At 64.2% G+C, this 16,509-nt stretch carries 14 protein-coding genes; 6 read left to right on the forward strand and 8 right to left on the reverse strand.

Features of this window, described 5'->3' with window-relative positions:
* Positions 1-2 precede the first annotated feature (2 nt).
* The 4 genes from ACIPZB_RS03405 to ACIPZB_RS03420 form a co-directional block, all read right to left on the reverse strand.
* Positions 3-1,220: a DUF3422 domain-containing protein gene (locus tag ACIPZB_RS03405; protein ID WP_400638999.1), complete on the reverse strand. Its 1,218-nt coding sequence runs from the start codon at positions 1,218-1,220 to the stop codon at positions 3-5.
* A 217-nt stretch (positions 1,221-1,437) separates the two neighbouring features.
* Entirely contained in the window at positions 1,438-2,868 is a 1,431-nt protein-coding gene (locus tag ACIPZB_RS03410; RefSeq protein ID WP_400639000.1) for an aldehyde dehydrogenase family protein, read from the reverse strand.
* A gap of 13 nt (positions 2,869-2,881) precedes the next feature.
* Positions 2,882-4,381 (reverse strand): purine-cytosine permease family protein, encoded by a 1,500-nt coding sequence (locus ACIPZB_RS03415; RefSeq protein WP_400639001.1) that lies wholly within the window; start codon positions 4,379-4,381, stop codon positions 2,882-2,884.
* A 91-nt stretch (positions 4,382-4,472) separates the two neighbouring features.
* Positions 4,473-4,862: a YybH family protein gene (locus ACIPZB_RS03420; RefSeq protein WP_400639002.1), complete on the reverse strand. Its 390-nt coding sequence runs from the start codon at positions 4,860-4,862 to the stop codon at positions 4,473-4,475.
* A 360-nt stretch (positions 4,863-5,222) separates the two neighbouring features.
* Here ACIPZB_RS03420 and ppk2 point away from each other — a divergent pair, with 360 nt between their 5' ends.
* The 6 genes from ppk2 to ACIPZB_RS03450 are packed head-to-tail and all read left to right on the forward strand — an operon-like array spanning position 5,223 to position 12,025.
* Positions 5,223-6,041 carry a polyphosphate kinase 2 gene (gene ppk2, locus ACIPZB_RS03425; RefSeq protein ID WP_400639003.1) on the forward strand — a complete coding sequence of 273 codons (819 nt, stop codon included), beginning with the start codon at positions 5,223-5,225 and terminating at the stop codon, positions 6,039-6,041.
* A 35-nt stretch (positions 6,042-6,076) separates the two neighbouring features.
* Complete coding sequence (locus ACIPZB_RS03430) at positions 6,077-7,273, forward strand: monovalent cation:proton antiporter-2 (CPA2) family protein (RefSeq protein WP_400639004.1); 1,197 nt, start codon at positions 6,077-6,079, stop codon at positions 7,271-7,273.
* Between the two features lie 40 nt (positions 7,274-7,313).
* Positions 7,314-8,411 (forward strand): AI-2E family transporter, encoded by a 1,098-nt coding sequence (locus ACIPZB_RS03435; protein ID WP_400639005.1) that lies wholly within the window; start codon positions 7,314-7,316, stop codon positions 8,409-8,411.
* A complete protein-coding gene (locus ACIPZB_RS03440) occupies positions 8,408-9,925 on the forward strand; it encodes an efflux transporter outer membrane subunit (RefSeq protein ID WP_400639006.1) in 1,518 nt (505 codons plus the stop codon). Before ACIPZB_RS03435 ends, ACIPZB_RS03440 begins: the two co-directional genes overlap by 4 nt.
* Positions 9,922-11,025, forward strand: a complete 1,104-nt coding sequence (locus ACIPZB_RS03445; RefSeq protein WP_400639007.1) for an HlyD family secretion protein — start codon at positions 9,922-9,924, stop codon at positions 11,023-11,025. Before ACIPZB_RS03440 ends, ACIPZB_RS03445 begins: the two co-directional genes overlap by 4 nt.
* Positions 11,015-12,025 (forward strand): DUF2955 domain-containing protein, encoded by a 1,011-nt coding sequence (locus tag ACIPZB_RS03450; protein ID WP_400639008.1) that lies wholly within the window; start codon positions 11,015-11,017, stop codon positions 12,023-12,025. The genes ACIPZB_RS03445 and ACIPZB_RS03450 overlap by 11 nt, the downstream gene beginning before the upstream one ends.
* A gap of 104 nt (positions 12,026-12,129) precedes the next feature.
* Here ACIPZB_RS03450 and ACIPZB_RS03455 read toward each other — a convergent pair whose 3' ends face one another.
* From ACIPZB_RS03455 to ACIPZB_RS03470, 4 genes are all read right to left on the reverse strand, one after another.
* The gene (locus ACIPZB_RS03455; RefSeq protein ID WP_400639009.1) at positions 12,130-13,851 is read right to left on the reverse strand and encodes a SulP family inorganic anion transporter; all 1,722 of its coding nucleotides are present in this window, start codon (positions 13,849-13,851) and stop codon (positions 12,130-12,132) included.
* 209 nt (positions 13,852-14,060) lie between these two features.
* Positions 14,061-15,161 (reverse strand): redox-regulated ATPase YchF, encoded by a 1,101-nt coding sequence (gene ychF / locus ACIPZB_RS03460; protein ID WP_008099042.1) that lies wholly within the window; start codon positions 15,159-15,161, stop codon positions 14,061-14,063.
* A gap of 22 nt (positions 15,162-15,183) precedes the next feature.
* Positions 15,184-15,768 (reverse strand): aminoacyl-tRNA hydrolase, encoded by a 585-nt coding sequence (gene pth / locus ACIPZB_RS03465; RefSeq protein ID WP_008099045.1) that lies wholly within the window; start codon positions 15,766-15,768, stop codon positions 15,184-15,186.
* Positions 15,769-15,844: 76 nt separating this feature from the next.
* Positions 15,845-16,441, reverse strand: a complete 597-nt coding sequence (locus ACIPZB_RS03470; protein ID WP_400639010.1) for a 50S ribosomal protein L25/general stress protein Ctc — start codon at positions 16,439-16,441, stop codon at positions 15,845-15,847.
* Between the last annotated feature and the right edge of the window lie 68 nt (positions 16,442-16,509).

The raw sequence follows: 16,509 nt of genomic DNA on the forward strand, positions 1-16,509 counted from the left end.
CCTCAATGCTGTTTCGCCTGCCTGATCCGCAACAGGATCACCAGCAGCACCAGCAACACGGGCGGTGCCATGCCCAACAGGGCATCGCGCGCCGTCAGCCCTACCCCCAGCAGATTCAACCCGCCATACAGCAGCTTGAACAGGTTCAGCAGGTAATAGGTGATGGCAATGATCGACAGCCCCTCCACCGCGCGCTGAATCTTCACCTGGGCATCGGCCCGGGCATTGAGGCTGCGCAGGATCTCGGCATTCTGCTCTTCCATCTCTACCTGCACACGCGCTTGCAGCAGGTCGCCCAGGTTGGCGACGTTCTTGGCCAACTGTTCCAGGCGTTGCTCGGTGGCGGCGCAGTAGCGCACGGTCGGTTTGAATCGGCGCTCGATGAACACGCCCAGACGCTGGCAATCGCCGACATGGCTCTCGCGCAATTCACCAAGGCGCTCGAACACCAGCTGTGCATAGGCCTGCGTGGCACCGAAACGATGGCGGGTCTTGACCGTGCGGCTGACCACCTGCCGCGACAGCTGGGCGATGGCTTCGAGCAGGCCCTTGGCGTCGTGGCCATCGCCCCCGGCACTGCGTTCGGAAAGGCTGACCAACGTCTTGTCGAAGGCGTCCAGCTCCTGGCTCAGCGCCTTGGCCGTGGTCAGGGTCAGCGAGGCCATCATGCGATACGTCTCGATCTCCAGCAGGCGGCGGATCATGCGGCCCTGGCGGTAGGCATTGAGCCGGCGGTTGATGAACAGGAAGCGGTTGGTGCCGTCGGCGGTCAGGCGAAAGTCGCTCCACACCACCGCATCACCCCCGCCGACGCAGGAGCCGCTCGGGTCCTTGAAGCCGTAGCGGGGCAAGTCCAGGCCTTGCTCGTCGCGCACCAGCACCTGTACCGCGTTGATCACCTGGGCGGCCTGCGGGGCGATGGCATCGGCCAGCACGGGCGGTAGCGCTTGCCATTCGGTTTCGGCGCTGGAGCAGGGCACCACCAGGGTCAGGGTGAAAAATTCCGTGTGCCGTTCCCACTTGAAGGGGTGCCCGTTCAGCGCGCTGATGCCTTGTACGGCCTGGGCATCGACGGCATCGGGGCAGCAGCGTTGCAACAGCGCGGCGCAGGCTGCATCGCCGCCGAGCAGGGCCAGGTGGAAGACATGCGCCGGGCCGTCGAAATACAGTGACGGGCGGGCGTGCAATTCGTTGTGCAAGGCGGTGCGTTGAGGGTGCATGGTGGTCCGGCCTGGTCTTGTGATTGTGGGGGTACCAGGGAGTGGGACTTGGCAGGGAGGTGGGAAAGTCACTTGATCAAGTGGAGATTTCTGCAGCTTGGCGAGGGCTTTGCCCTCGATCGCCGGCAAGCCGGCTCCCACAAAGACGGCGTCGGTTGCATTACCTGTGGGAGCCGGCTTGCCGGCGATTGGGCCGCAAAGCGGCCCCCTGCGGTCGTCAGCCCATGCACCGCGTCACATGTTTCACCGACAGATACCCAGACAACCCCCAGGGCCCGAGCTCTCGCCCGATCCCACTGCCCTTGGTGCCGCCCCACGACGTTTCGACGAACACCGCCTGCACCGAGTTGATCCACACATGCCCGACCTCCAGCGCATCGGCCACGCGCTCGGCGCGTTCCAGGTCGGCGGAGCAGACGGTGGCGACCAGGCCGAAGCGGCTGTCGTTGGCTTCGGCAATCGCTTGCGCCTCGGTCGAGAAGCGACGCGCACACAGCACCGGGCCGAAGATCTCTTCGGTCCACAGGCGGCTGTCCACAGGCACATCGGCATACAGTGTCGGGCTGACGAACCAGCCCTCGCGGTCCAGCGCCTTGCCACCGGCCAGGCACTGCAAACCCTCTTCACGGGCCGTGGCGAAGTAGCTGGCAACCTTCAGCCATTGCGCCTGGCTGGTGAGCGGCCCCATGTCCACTTCTTCGCTCGATGGATTACCGACGCGCAGCGTTTCCAGTGCCTGCTGCAGGCGGGGCAGCAGTGCATCGGCAATGCCGTCCTGCACCAGCAGGCGCGAGGTCGCCGAGCACATCTGCCCGGCATTCCAGGTGATGCCAGCGACGATCCATTCCACCGCCTGGCCCACGTCGCAATCATCGAACACCACGATCGCCGACTTGCCACCCAGTTCCAGGGTCACCGGCCGACACTGTGCCGAAGCACTGCGCATCACCTGGCTGCCAACGCTGTTGCTGCCGGTGAACGACAACTTGTCCAGGCCGTTGTGGCTGCTCAGGGCCGCGCCGGTCTCGGCCTTGCCGTTGACGATGTTCAGCACGCCGGCAGGCAGGCCCAGGGCCTCGGCGATCTGGCCGTAGGCTTGTTCGATCAGCGGGGTGACTTCCGAGGGCTTGAGCACCACGGTGCAGCCCGCGGCCAGGGCCGGGGCGAGTTTCCACGCGCTGGTCACCAGCGGGAAGTTCCACGGCACGATCAGGCCGACCACGCCCACCGGTTCCAGGCGCGTGCGGGCAGTGAAGCCGGGAGCGGCCAGTGGCACTTCACGGTTCTTTTCCGGCAGTTGCTCGGCCAGCTCGGCGTAGTAGGCGAAGGTGGCGATGGCGTCGTCCAGGTCGATTTCGGCCTCGTGGCGCGGCTTGCCGTTGTTGCGCATCTGCAGGGCGATCAGCGCTTCGCGGCGTTGGCCGAGTTGCTCGGCAAAGCCGCGCAGAAACGCTGCGCGGGTGGCTGCGCCGAGGTTCTTCCAGGACGGCAAGGCCTCGCGTGCAGCCGCCACGGCCTGGTCGACCTGGGCAACGCTGGCGGCCATCATCTCGGCGAAGGGCAGGCCCAGGGCCGGGTCGTTGACGCTGATGCAGTCGCTGCCTTGGCCTTCGACCCAGCGGCCAGCGATGTAGTGGGAAGTGGTCATGGTGGTATTCCAGTCAGGCCATTTCGGCGGTGGTCACCGGCATGTGCCGGGTGCTCTTGCAGCGCACCCAGCGCGGGCCATTGGGGCCATACACGCCAGCAGGTTCAGGGAACAGGTTGAGCAGCAACAGGTACAGCAGGCAGGCGATACCCAGGGTGACCGGCAGGCTCAGGTCGATGCCGCCGGCCAGGTCGCCCAGCGGGCCGACGAATTGCCCCGGCAGGTTGACGAAGCACAGGCCGACCGCCGCGCTGGGGATCCACGCGCCCATGCCGCGCCAGTTCCAGCCATGCAGGAACCAGTAGTGGCCACCGCGCTGGCCGCGGGTGAATACCTGCAGGTCGTCGGCGTGGTAGAAGCCGCGTCGAGTGATGAGGCCGAGGATCATGATCACCATCCAGGGGCTTGTGCAGGTGATGATCAGCACCGCGAAGGTGGACACGCTCTGTACCAGGTTGAAGGTGAAGCGGCCGATGAAGATGAAACCGATGGCCAGCACGCCGATCAGCAGGGTGGCGCCGGCGCGGCTGAGCAGGCGCGGGAACACGCTGGACATGTCCAGCCCGGTGCCGTAGAGCGCGGTGGTCCCGGTAGACATGCCGCCGATCACTGCAATCAGGCACACAGGGAGGAAGAACCAGCTCGGCGCCACGGCCAGCAGGCCGCCGACGTAGTTGTTGGCGGCGATGTAGTCCGGTGCCTGGGTGGCCACCAGGGTGGCGGTGCACAGGCCGAACAGGAACGGAATCAGCGTGGCGGCCTGGGCGGCGATGACCGCCAGCATGATGCGTGCCTTGGGGGTCTGGCGCGGGATGTAGCGCGACCAGTCGCCGAGGAAGGCACCGAACGACACCGGGTTGCTCATGGCCAGGATCGCCGCACCGACGAATGCTGCCCAGAAGCCGGCCTGGCCGAGGCTGACGCTGCCGGCGAAGCCCGCATCGAACGGCCCGGCGAAGGCGAAGATGCCCAGCAGGAACAGCAGGCTCGACGCCCAGACGGCGATCTTGTTGACCCACAGCATGAAGCGGAAGCCGAAGATGCACACCACCAGCACCAGCACGGCGAACAGGCCGTAGGCCAGGCCCAGGGTCAGGTCGGTTTCCGGCAGCCCGGCCAGGCGCTTGGCGCCGCCGACCAGGGCATCGCCGGAGCTCCACACCGACAGCGAAAAGAACGCCACGGCGGTCAGCAGCGACAGGAACGAGCCGACGATGCGCCCGTGCACGCCGAAGTGGGCGCCGGATGACACGGCGTTGTTGGTGCCGTTGAGCGCACCGAACAGGCCCATGGGGGCAAGGATCAGCGCGCCTACGCCGACGCCGAGCAGAATCGCCCAGACCCCAGCCTGGAACGACAGCCCGAACAATACCGGGAAGCTGCCCAATACAGCGGTGGCGAAGGTGTTGGCGCCGCCGAAGATCAGGCGGAACAGGTCCAGCGGGGAGGCGTCGCGTTGATCGTCGGGGATCTGTTCGACGCCATTGGTCTCGATACCGGTCGAGTGGCTCATGGTGATGCTCCAGCGCGTAGTTGTAGGCCGGTGCAGTGCACGGGCCCTATTGTGGGTGCGATGGCAGGGCGGCAGGGCCGCGTAAAAAGGGTCAGGCTGCGCTGACGACCGACAGGTGCTCGTGGCAGGCCAGCCAGCGTTCGCCCTGGCGGCGGAAGACGATGGTCTCGCGCTCGCTCAGCTGGTGTTCCTCACCGGCGATGCGCAGATGCGTGGCGACATCGTGCATGAAGATCGCCACGTCACCTTGCAGGCTCACCTGGGTATTGCTCGACGCGCAGTCGAGCACGGCGAAGCCTTCGGCCTGCCATTGGGCCCAGAGGTCTTCGTAGGCGCGGCGCGACAGCAAGGGTTGCGGCAAGGTGTGGAAAAGGAAGGTGGCATCTTCGCTGAAACAGGCGAAGTAGCGTGCGGTGTCGTTGCTGGCGAAGGCGGCTACGAGGTCGGCGGCGGCCTGCCGTACCTGGAGTGTCTGGTCCACGGGAGTGGCCTCACGGTTATTGTGATTGTGGTGAGCGATTCTGGTGGGGAGTGCGGAGGGGAAAAATCGCTGGGGGGAAATAATTAGTTCAGGAATTTGTGAAGTGTTCGACTCGGCCCTTTGGGTGACCATGCGATCGAGCGCCGCCCGCGCGGCGCTCGATCTTCCTGTCAACCGAGAACTCATGACATGCCCCGCAATAAACGCATCAAAAATAATTTTTGATTTGGATTTTCAGACTTTCCGTACTTATATCGCGCGCTTATCTGGTTGACGCACGTCACGCAGCGCCTGCAAGCGAAACGGCTACTCTTCGTGGATCGACCATAATGACTCTTCATTCGCTGTAAGGAGTACGTGATGTCCAAGACGCCCAGGAAGAAAGACCTCGATGCCGCTACGGAAAAGCTCGGTCGCAAGGCCTACGAGAATGAACTGAAAGACCTGCATGTCGAGCTCGTGAAGCTGCAGGAGTGGGTCGTGGCCAAGGGCCTCAAGGTGTGCATCGTGTTCGAAGGCCGTGACGGCGCTGGCAAGGGTGGCACCATCAAGGCCATCACCGAGCGCGTCAGCCCACGGGTGTTTCGTACGGTGGCGCTGCCCGCGCCGACCGAGCGTGAAAAGAGCCAGATGTACGCCCAGCGTTACCTCAACCACCTGCCGGCCGCCGGCGAAGTGGTGATCTTCGACCGCAGCTGGTACAACCGCGCCGGCGTCGAGCGGGTAATGGGCTTTTGCACGCAAGACCAGGCCGACAAGTTCCTGGCGGTGACGCCGTTGCTTGAGAAGCTGATGGTCGAGTCGGGGATCATCCTCCTCAAGTACTGGCTCGAAGTCAGCCCCGATGAACAGACCCGCCGCCTGCAGGACCGTATCAACGACGGCCGCAAGCTGTGGAAACTGTCGCCCATGGACCTCAAGTCGTACACCCGCTGGGACGATTACACCCGCGCCCGCGATGCCATGTTCGCCGCCTCGGATACCTCATGGGCACCCTGGTTCATGGCGCCCTCCGACGACAAGCGTCGTGCCCGACTCAACATCATCAGTCACCTTCTGACGCAAGTTCCGTACAAGGACATCACCCGCGAGGAGGTGGTGAAGCTGCCTAAACGCGGCAAGATCGGCAAATACAAGGCCGTAGACTACCCCTTCAAAGTTATCCCTGAACGCGTATGATGCGCCCCCTTCGAAAAACCTAGGGAGTCGCTTCCATGCCACATGATGGCAGCCTGTTACAGGCGACAGTCGTTTTTCTGTTGGCCGTGGTGCTTCTGGTACCACTGGCGCAACGGTTGAAAATGGGCGCGGTGCCAGGCTACCTGCTGGCCGGCATCCTCATTGGCCCATCGGTATTGGGTCTGCTGGGCAACCCGGACAACGTCGCACGCCTTTCGGAAATGGGCGTGGTGATGTTGTTGTTCGTGATTGGATTGGAGCTTTCGCCACGACGGCTGTGGACCATGCGCCGGGCGCTGTTCGGCATCGGTTCGCTGCAGGTGGGGCTTACCGCCGTGATGCTGGGTCTGCTGGCGTACTTTCTGTTCGATCAGTCCAAAGCGGCGGCGATAGTCCTGGGCGTGGGCCTGGCGCTGTCGTCCACCGCTTTTGGCCTGCAGGTCCTGGCCGAGCGCAAGGACCTGAGCAAGCCGCACGGGCGCCTTGCGGTCGCCATCCTCCTGTTCCAGGACATCGCCGCTATCCCGCTGATTGCCGTGGTGCCGATGCTGGGTGGTGGTGCCAGTGTCGTCGACGAACGTAACTGGCCGATGCTGGCGGTAGCGGGGGGCATCGGGGTGGTGATCGTCTGTGGCCGTTACCTGTTGACCCCGGTGTTCAAGTGGACCGTGGGTTCCGGCCTGCCCGAGCTGTCCACAGCCATGGCATTGCTGGTGGTACTGGGCACCGCCTGGATCATGGAGCATGTCGGTGTGTCCATGGCGCTGGGCGCTTTCCTCGCGGGCGTACTGATGGCCGATTCACCCTTCCGTCACGAACTGGAGACCCAGATCGAACCGATCAAGGGCCTGCTGCTCGGGCTCTTTTTCGTCGGCGTAGGGATGAGCGCTGACCTTAACCTGTTGTTTTCCATGCCCTGGGTTGTTCTGGGGCTGACCCTGCTGCTGGTCAGCATAAAGATGCCGGTGTTGTTTGCCTTGGGGCGCTTCGCTGGGGGGCTTAACCACCCCGAGGCGCTGTGCCTGGGCATCGTTTTGGCGTCTGGCGGCGAATTTGCCTTTGTAGTGTTCAAGCTGGCGCTCGATCACCAGGTGCTGACGCAGCAGGTGCACGATTTGCTGGTGCTCGCCATCACCCTGTCAATGGCAGTGGTGCCTCTGGTGATGCTGGGCCTGGCGCGTCAGTTACGGGACGACACCAACGCTCAGCGTGTACCCGAAACCGGCGAGTGAACGACGCCCTATGGCGTCCTGAATGTTCGGAGATTGAACAATGCAACAAGGTTTGAAGTTGGACAGCGCCCTGTCACGGGGTTTGCTTGATGTGCTGATCAAGGCCGGGTTGATTGCCGCGCTGGTGATCTTCTCCTTCCAGGTGTTCCAGCCCTTTCTGGAGCTGATGCTGTGGGCGGTGATCCTTGCGGTCACGCTGTACCCGCTGCAGCAGCGGATCAGACGCGGCACGGGCCTCAAGGACGGTTTTTCCGCGACCCTGGTGGTGCTGTTGATGCTGGTCGTGCTGCTGGTACCGATCTACCTGGTGGTGGTGTCCATCAGCGAGTCGGTGGAAAGCATGGTGACCCTGCTCAAGAGCGGCGCCTGGAGCGTGCCGACACCGCCTGACTCGGTTGCCAGCTGGCCGCTGATCGGGCCTAAGGTGCATGCCTTGTGGTTGTCGGCCTCCGAAAGCCTGGCGCCGGTGCTGAACAACATGATGCCTTACCTCAAGGGCGCCGGCCTGGGCATGCTGGGCGCGGCTGCCAGTGCGGGCGGTGCCTTCCTGCTGTTCATCGCGGCGGTCATCATCTCCGGGGTCATCATGGCCTTTGGCGAGCGCGGCGAGATCGCGGCGCAGCGTATTGCCATGCGCGTTTCCGGTGAGGAGCGTGGCAAGCCGATCGCCAGACTGTGCACCGCGACCATTCGCGCAGTGGCCCAAGGGGTGATCGGCATCGCCTTCATCCAGATGCTGCTGATTGGCGTCGGCTTCGTGGTCAAGGGCGTACCAGGGGCAGGGATGCTGGCCATCGCCGTGCTCATGCTGGGGATTGCCCAGGCCCCGGCGACCTTGATCACGCTGCCGGTGATCCTGTATGTCTTCCATGCCGACGGTTTCACCGCCGCGACCATCATCTTCGCCGTCTACACCTTCGTTGCCGGTCTCGCCGACAACGTGCTCAAGCCGCTGCTGCTGGGGCGCGGGGTGGATGTGCCGATGCCGGTGGTGCTGATCGGTGCCTTGGGCGGCATGGTGGTCAAGGGCATCATCGGCCTGTTCATCGGCCCGGTGATTCTCGGCGTGACCTACGTGCTGTTCTGGCAATGGGTCGCCCTGCAAGTGCCGGAAACCCCTGTTGAGCCGGACGCGTGAGACACTGCATCAAATGGCCTTTTGCCTGTAACGCCGTTAGCCTGCTCGCCCTGCTGGCAGGCTGCACCCAGGTCGGCCCGGACTTCCAGGCGCCGAAAGACGCTTGGTTGGCCGACTGGAACACACCGGTGCTGGAACAGGCCGGGCAGCGCGCGGCGACGCCCGACCTGCAACAGTGGTGGGCGGTGTTCGCCGACCCGACCCTGGATGCACTGATTGCCGAAGCCGACGCGCACAACACCAACCTGCGGGTCGCAGGCCTGCGCATTGCCGAGGCGCGCGCGCAGTTGTCGATCGTCCAGACCGGGCGTTATCCACAGCTGCAGCAGATGCGTGCGCAAAGCTTGTACCTCAAGCAGGACCAGTCGGGCGCGTCCAGCGCCCGCGATTCGGTGTTCTGGCAGTCCAGCGTAGGCTTCGACATCGGTTGGGAGATCGACTTCTGGGGCCGCTTCAGCCGCGCCATCGAAAGCGCCGACGCTGCCTACTTCGCCTCCCAGGCCAACTACGCCGACGTCATGGTGCTGCTGCGCGCCCAAGTGGCCGATACCTACTTCGCCGTGCGCACCACCGAAGCACGGCTGGCCATTGCCGAAGAGAACGCCAAGCGCCAGGCCCGTAGCCTGGAAATCACCGAGCGGCTGTTCCGCCACGGCGAGAACGATGAGCTCGACTGGCAACAGGCGCGCACTCAGTACCTTGCAACCCAGGCCACCATCCCCGAGTTCGAAAATCAGCTCAATGCCTTGCGCAATGTGCTCAGTTCCCTGCTTGGCCGGGCACCTGGGCCGTTCCCGGAGTTGCAGGCGCGCCACGGCCAGTTGCCGATGCCCGACCGGGCATTGCTGCAGGACGTGCCTGCCAACCTGTTGCTGCGCCGCCCGGATGTGCGCGCGGCCGAGCAGGCAGTGGCGGCGCAATCGGCCTTGGTCGGTGTCGCCGAAGCGGACCTTTATCCACAGCTGAGCCTGCTCGGCAGCATTGGCTGGAGTTTCCTTTCGGCCAATAACCTGCCCAACAGTTTCGACATCGCCGCCGGGCCAAGCATGATCTGGAACCCGTTCGACTACGGCCGACGCAAGAACGCCGTGCGCGTGGAAGATGCGCGCCTGCAGCAACTGATCGAGCTGTACCACCAGGGCGTGCGCGAAGCGGCGCGCGAGGCCGACGATGCCGCCAGTGGCCTGGTGCGCTCGCTGCAAAGTGCCACTATCCGGCACGACGCTTCCGAGGCTGCCCAGCGCTCACTGAACCTGGCCAGCTCGCAATACCGCGAAGGTTTCGCCGACTTCCAGCGTGTGCTCGATGCCCAGCAATTGTTGCTGCAGCAGCAGGATGGCTACCTGGTCAGTCGGGGCAACGCAGTCAGCAGCCTGGTGAATTTGTACAAGGCGTTGGGCGGGGGCTGGGATGCCCAGCACGCGCCCATCGACCGCGAAACGCGTCAGCAGATGCAGCAACGTACCGACTGGGGCGATCTGCTCGACGAACCTGAACAGGGTGGAACGCAATGAGCGAAGTAAAGAATGTGTCCGCTGCAGAGGCACAGGCACCCGATCGCGGCATTCACTGGGTGCTGTTGTTGATTGTCGTGAGCCTGGTCTGGTACCTGCTCGCCGACCGTTTCACGCCCTACACCCAGCAGGCTCGCCTGCAGGCCTACGTGGTCCCGGTGGCGCCCGAAGTGGCAGGGCAGGTCAAGCGTGTGGCGGTGGGCAACAACCAGGAAGTGCGTCGGGGCGATGTACTGTTCGAGCTGGATCAGGACCAGTACCGCATCGCCCTGGCCCGTGCCGAGGCCGACCTCGATACCGTAAGGCGGCAGGTGGGCGCCAGTACGGCAGGCATCGATTCGGCCAAGGCCTCGCTGGTGGCGGCGCAGGCCAACGAGCGCAAGGCGCGCCAGGATGCCGAGCGGCTCAAGCGGCTGATCGAAGAAGACCCGGGCACGGTGTCGGTACGCCGTCTGGAAGGGGCGCAGGCCACCCGTGACCAGGCCATCAGCAAGGTGGCGGCGGCTCGCGCCGAAGTGGCACGGGCACGTGAGCAGCAAGGGGGGGACGACGCCGACAACGCGCAGTTGCGCAGTGCGGCAGCGAACGTGGAAAAAGCCCGCCTGGACCTCGCCCGCACGGTCGTGCGCGCCGACGCCAACGGGCTGATCACTGACCTGCGTACCGACGTTGGCCATTATGTCGGCGCCGGTACGCCGATGATGACCCTGATCGCCATCCATGATGTGTGGATCAGTGCCGACATGACCGAGAACAACCTGGGTCGACTGCGCCCTGGTGTGCCGGTACTGGTGATCCTCGATGCCATGCCCGGTGAGGTGCTGAAGGGGCGGATCCGCAGCATCGGCTATGGCGTGAGCGTCGGCCAGGCTGCGCCCCCTGGCAGCCTGCCAACGGTGCAGAACAGCCGAGAGTGGCTGCGCTCGGCGCAACGCTTCCCGGTGATCGTCGAACTCGACGCCGACCAGTTGCAGGACAGGTCCGGGTTGCGTGTGGGCGGCCAGGCCGAAGTCATGGCCTTGCCCGGCGAGGGCAACCCGTTGAACCTGTTGGGCCGGATGTTCATGTGGCTGATGAGCTGGTTGGCCTATGCCTATTGAGTTGCGCCGCCTGCGGGCCTTGCGCCTGGCCTGGGGTGTAGCGCTGTGCCTGGCGGCGAGCTTTGGCCTGGGGCTGCCGGTGCCGATCCTGGCGCCGGTGTTCGCGGTATTGCTGCTGGCCATGCGCAGCGCGCCGCTGCCGGTGCGCGCCGCACCGGCGCTGGCGGTGCTGGTGCTGCTCAGTTGCGGCAGTGGTCTGTTGTTGATTCCGCTGTTGCGTCATGCCCCGTTGAGCGGGGTACTGCTGGTCGGCGTCGGGGTGTTCCTGGTGCTGCGTTACGCGCTCAAGGGCGGTAATGGCTTGCTGGCCAACTTGTTGGTGATCGGCTTGACCATGATTGCCGCGGCCGGCACCAGCGATTTCACCCTGGCGCTTTCGGTGGTCGAGGCCTTGGCCAAGGGCATGATGCTGGCGACGCTGGCGACTGCCGTGGCCCATGTGCTGTTCCCCGAGCCTGCCGATGCGCCTGCGCAACCCTCGCCGCCATTGCTTCCCCCCGAGGCGGTCAGCTGGGTCGCCTTGCGCGCCACGTTGATCGTGATGCCGGCGTTCCTGCTGGCAATGATTGCCCCGGATCAGTTCATGCCGCTGATCATGAAGTCGGTGAGCCTGGGCCAGCAGGCCGAGGAAACCCGCGCCCGGCACGCCAGCCGCGAGCTGATCGGCTCGACCTTGCTGGCCGGAGTGCTGGCCATTCTGATGTGGGGGGCGTTGAGCCTGTTCGCGCACCTGTGGATGTTTTTCCTGTGGGTGCTGCTGTTCACCCTTTGGCAGGCGCGCCGGCTCTACCGCGTGGTGTTGACCCGGCACAGCCCGGGCTACTGGGTCAGCTGCCTGACCACCATGCTGATCCTGCTTGGCCAGTCGGTGCAGGACAGCGCCAACGGCCAGGATGTGTATGGCGCCTTTGCCGTGCGCATGGCGCTGTTCCTGGCGGTGTCGCTGTATGCCAGTGCCATGTTGACCTGGATTGATCGGCGCCGGGTTCGGGCTGCCTAGTTGTCGGTACCGGCCCTATCGCCGGCAAGCCGGCTCCCACAGGCACACCACAGGCTTTGAAATGTGGGAGCCGGCTTGCCGGCGATAGGGCCGGGACTGGCTACCTAGGGCTGCCAGTCGACGCCGCTGTCTGCAAGGTAGGCATCCACTGCAGCCCCGACCGTTGGGTGAAAGGCGTTCTCGCCCATGTGCTGGAACAAGCCAAAGCGTTTCATCTTGTCCTTCACCGGGTCCTTCATCTCGGCAAACTGCAGCTCCACCCCCCGCGCTTCCAGCGCCCGGTCCAGCTCGGCGAGCATGTCTGCGGAAGTGACGTCGATGCTGGTCACCGGCTCCGCCGCGATCACCAACCGCTGCACGGGGGTAGGGGATTCATCCACGGCAGCGAGCACCGTGTGCTGGAACTGCTCGGCGTTGGCGAAGAACAGCGGCGCGTCCCAGCGCAGCAGCACAAAGCCCGGGATTCGCCGGGCCTGTGGATAGCGTTGCACATCATGGTAGCCACGGGTGCCGTCGACCCGGCCGAGCACCGCGTAGTGCGGGCGCCAACCGTCCCAGAGGAACTCGATCACCGAGATCGCCACGGCAATGCAGATGCCGGGGATGGCGCCGAACACCGCGACCCCGACGAAGCAGGTGAACGATAGCCAGAACTCCCATTGCTGCATGCGGAAGATGCGCTTGAGGTCGGCGAACTCGAACAGCCCCAGGGCTGCGGCAATCACCACGGCGGCCAAGGCACTGTTGGGCAGGTGCTGCATCAGGTTGGGCGCCACCAGCAGCAGCAGGGTGACCGCCAGTGCACCAATGATGCCGGTGAGCTGGGTTTTCGAGCCTGCCGCTTCAGCCACCGGCGTACGCGACGAGCTGCTGCTGATGGGGATGCCCTGGAACAAGCCGGCGGCCAGGTTCGCCACGCCCAGGCCGAACATCTCCTGATTCGGATCGACTGGGGTTTTCAGGCGTGCGGCGTAGGTGCGCGACAGCACGCTGGTGTCGGCGAACGACACCAGGGCCACGGCGATCCCGCCCAGCAGTACTTCGACCAGGTCGATGTCGCTTACCCAAGGGAACACGAAGCTCGGCAGGCCCTGAGGCAGCTCGCCGAGCACCTTGACGCCCAGCTGGTCGAGCTTGAACAGGCTTACCGCCAGCGTTGCCAGCACCACGGCGATGAGAATGCCCGGCAGGCGCTTGAAAGGCTTTAGCAGCAGGATCAGCGCGAGGCTGCCGGCACCGATGGCAAAACTGGGCCAGTGACCCTGGCCAGCCAGCAACGCCTGGGCCAGTGTCCACAGGTCGCGCACTGGCCCCTGGCTGTCGAACGAAAGGCCGAACAGCTTCGGCAACTGGCTGATCAGCACCGTCAGGGCGATGCCGTTCATGTAGCCATAGCGGATCGGTTTGGACAGCAGTTCGGTGATGAAGCCCAGGCGCAGTAACCCGGCGATCACACAGAAAGCACCGGCCACCAGGGCCATCATGCTGGCGATGGCGATTGCCCGTTGTGGGTCGCTTGCCGCGTACTGCACCACCACCGCGAGGATGGGTGCAGCCAGTGCCGAGTCCGGGCCGAGCACGAGGATTCGACTGGGGCCGAACAGGGCGTAGGCGAGCAGGGGGATGATGGTGGCGTACAGGCCATAGATGCCCGGTACCCCGGATGCTTCGGCGTAGGCGATGCCGACAGGCACCAGCATGGTGGTCAGCACCAGGCCGGCAGCGATGTCCTTGGGCAGCCAGGCCGCTTGATAGTGCAGCAGCGTGGCCAGGCCGGGGAGCCAGCGCTTCCAGTCGAAGCGAGGGCGGGGAGGCGTTCCATGCATGGTCGAGGCTCCGGACAGAGGACGCATGAACCGCGTCGAGCCATTCTGAGCCTTGGCTCAGGGAAGCAGCAAGTGCTTTTCCAGGGCTGAAACGGCGGCGCCCCGATCGCCGGCAAGCCGGCTCCCACAGGTACCCCACTGTTCTTGAAGTCAGTGTTTTTACCTGTGGGAGCCGGCTCGCCGGCAATCGGGGCGCCGCTGATGTTGCGTTATACGTTGAAGCGGAAGTGCATCACATCGCCGTCTTTAACGATGTAGTCCTTGCCTTCCAGGCGCCACTTGCCGGCTTCCTTGGCACCGCCTTCACCCTTGAACTGGATGAAGTCGTCATAGGCCACCACTTCGGCGCGGATGAAGCCCTTTTCGAAGTCGGTGTGGATCACGCCAGCGGCCTGCGGCGCGGTAGCGCCGACGCGGACGGTCCAGGCACGCACTTCCTGCACGCCGGCAGTGAAGTAGGTCTGCAGGTTGAGCAGTTCGTAACCGGCGCGAATCACGCGGTTCAGGCCAGGCTCTTCCAGGCCCAGGGCCTCGAGGAACATGTCTTTTTCTTCGCCGTCATCGAGCTCGGCGATTTCGGCTTCGATCTTGTTGCACACCGGTACCACGACCGCGCCTTCTTCCTCGGCGATGGCCTTGACCACGTCCAGGTGCGGGTTGTTGTCGAAGCCGTCTTCGGCGACGTTGGCGATGTACATCACCGGCTTGCTGGTCAGCAGGTGGAAGCCACGGATGACGGCCTTTTCGTCGTCAGCCATGTTCTTCATCAGGCTGCGCGCCGGCTTGCCCTCGGTGAAGTGCGGGATCAGTTTTTCCAGGATGGCCTTCTGCGCCAGGGCTTCCTTGTCGCCGCCCTTGGCGTTGCGGGTGACCTTCTGCAGTTGCTTCTCGCAGCTGTCGAGGTCAGCGAAGATCAGCTCCAGGTCGATGATCTCGATGTCGCGCTTGGGGTCGACGCTGTTGGAAACGTGAATCACGTTCTCGTCTTCGAAGCAGCGCACTACGTGGGCGATGGCGTCGGTCTCGCGGATGTTGGCGAGGAACTTGTTGCCCAGGCCTTCACCCTTCGAGGCACCGGCTACCAGGCCGGCGATGTCGACGAACTCCATGGTGGTCGGCAGGATGCGGTTGGGCTTGACGATTTCCGCCAGCGCCGCCAGGCGCGCGTCGGGCATCGGCACGATGCCGCTGTTCGGCTCGATGGTGCAGAAGGGGAAGTTCTCCGCCGCAATGCCAGACTTGGTCAGGGCGTTGAACAGGGTGGACTTGCCGACGTTGGGCAGGCCGACGATGCCGCAATTGAAACCCATGGGTATTCCCCTCTCTAGGAAATCAGGCCTTCTGGCTGTGCAGCTCGCGCATCGCCTTGGCAAAGTCGCCAGCGAGCACGTCCGGCAGCACGCCGAGGGCAAAATCGATGCTGGCGTCGAGCTTCTCCTGCTCGGCGCGCGGCGCGCGGCCCAGGACGAAGTTGGAGACCAGTTTGGCGTCACCCGGGTGGCCGATGCCAAGCCGCAGGCGGTGGAAGTCGTTCTGGTTGCCGAGCTGCGCGATGATGTCGCGCAGGCCGTTGTGCCCACCATGGCCACCGCCGCGCTTGAGCTTGGCGACGCCTGGAGGCAGGTCGAGTTCGTCATGCGCCACCAGGATTGCTTCCGGCTTGATGCGGAAGAAATTGGCCAAGGCCGCCACGGACTGGCCGCTACGGTTCATGTAGGTGGTGGGGATGAGCAGACGAACGTCGTTGCCCTGATGGCTGAATTTAGCCGTCAGGCCGAAATACTTGCGGTCAGCGGTCAATGAAACGCGCTGGGCGCTGGCAATGCGTTCAACGAAAAGAGCCCCTGCGTTATGCCGGGTCTGTTCGTATTCGGGGCCGGGGTTACCCAGGCCGACGATCAACTGGATGGCGGTCACGTAGGGGCTCTTCCTTGGAGTTGGTGGGTTACGGTGCGCGGCACTGTAACCCGATCAACACCGGCGCGCGAGTGGATTACTCAGCGGCGCCTGCTTCAGCTTCTGGAGCAACGCGTGGCGCGTGAACGTTGGCAACAGCTTTGTCATCACCGTGGGCCAGAGCGACGAACTCTACGCCTTTCGGAGCTTTCAGGTCCGACAGGTGGATGATGCTGCCGATTTCGGCGTTGGCCAGGTCGACTTCGATGAACTCAGGCAGGTCTTTGGCTTCGCAGGAAACTTCGATCTCGGAAACAACGTGCGAGATTTCGCCGCCTTTCTTGATCGGGGCTTCTTCGCCAACGAAGTGAACTGGAACCTTGGCGGTCAGCTTCTGGCCAGCAACGACGCGAACGAAGTCGGCGTGCATGATGAAGCCTTTGGCTGGGTGACGCTGCATGGCCTTGACGACGACGTTCTGCTTGGCACCGTCGACGTTCAGCTCGATAACGTGGCTGAAGGCAGCTTCGTTTTCGAACAGCTTGGCGATTTCCTTGGCCACGATGGTCAGGGATTGAGCTTCTTTATCGCCACCGTATACAACGGCTGGGATGTTGGCGGAGTGACGCAGGCGGCGGCTCGCACCTTTCCCCAGGTCAGTACGCGCTTGGGCGTTCAGAATGAAATCAGTCATTTTGTTTCTCCAAAATAGCCCCCCGAGGGCGTTTGCGACCAGCGCCAACGGGGATGGCAAAAAAGCCC

Source organism: Pseudomonas sp. NPDC089396, assembly GCF_044749545.1.
Taxonomy (GTDB): domain Bacteria; phylum Pseudomonadota; class Gammaproteobacteria; order Pseudomonadales; family Pseudomonadaceae; genus Aquipseudomonas.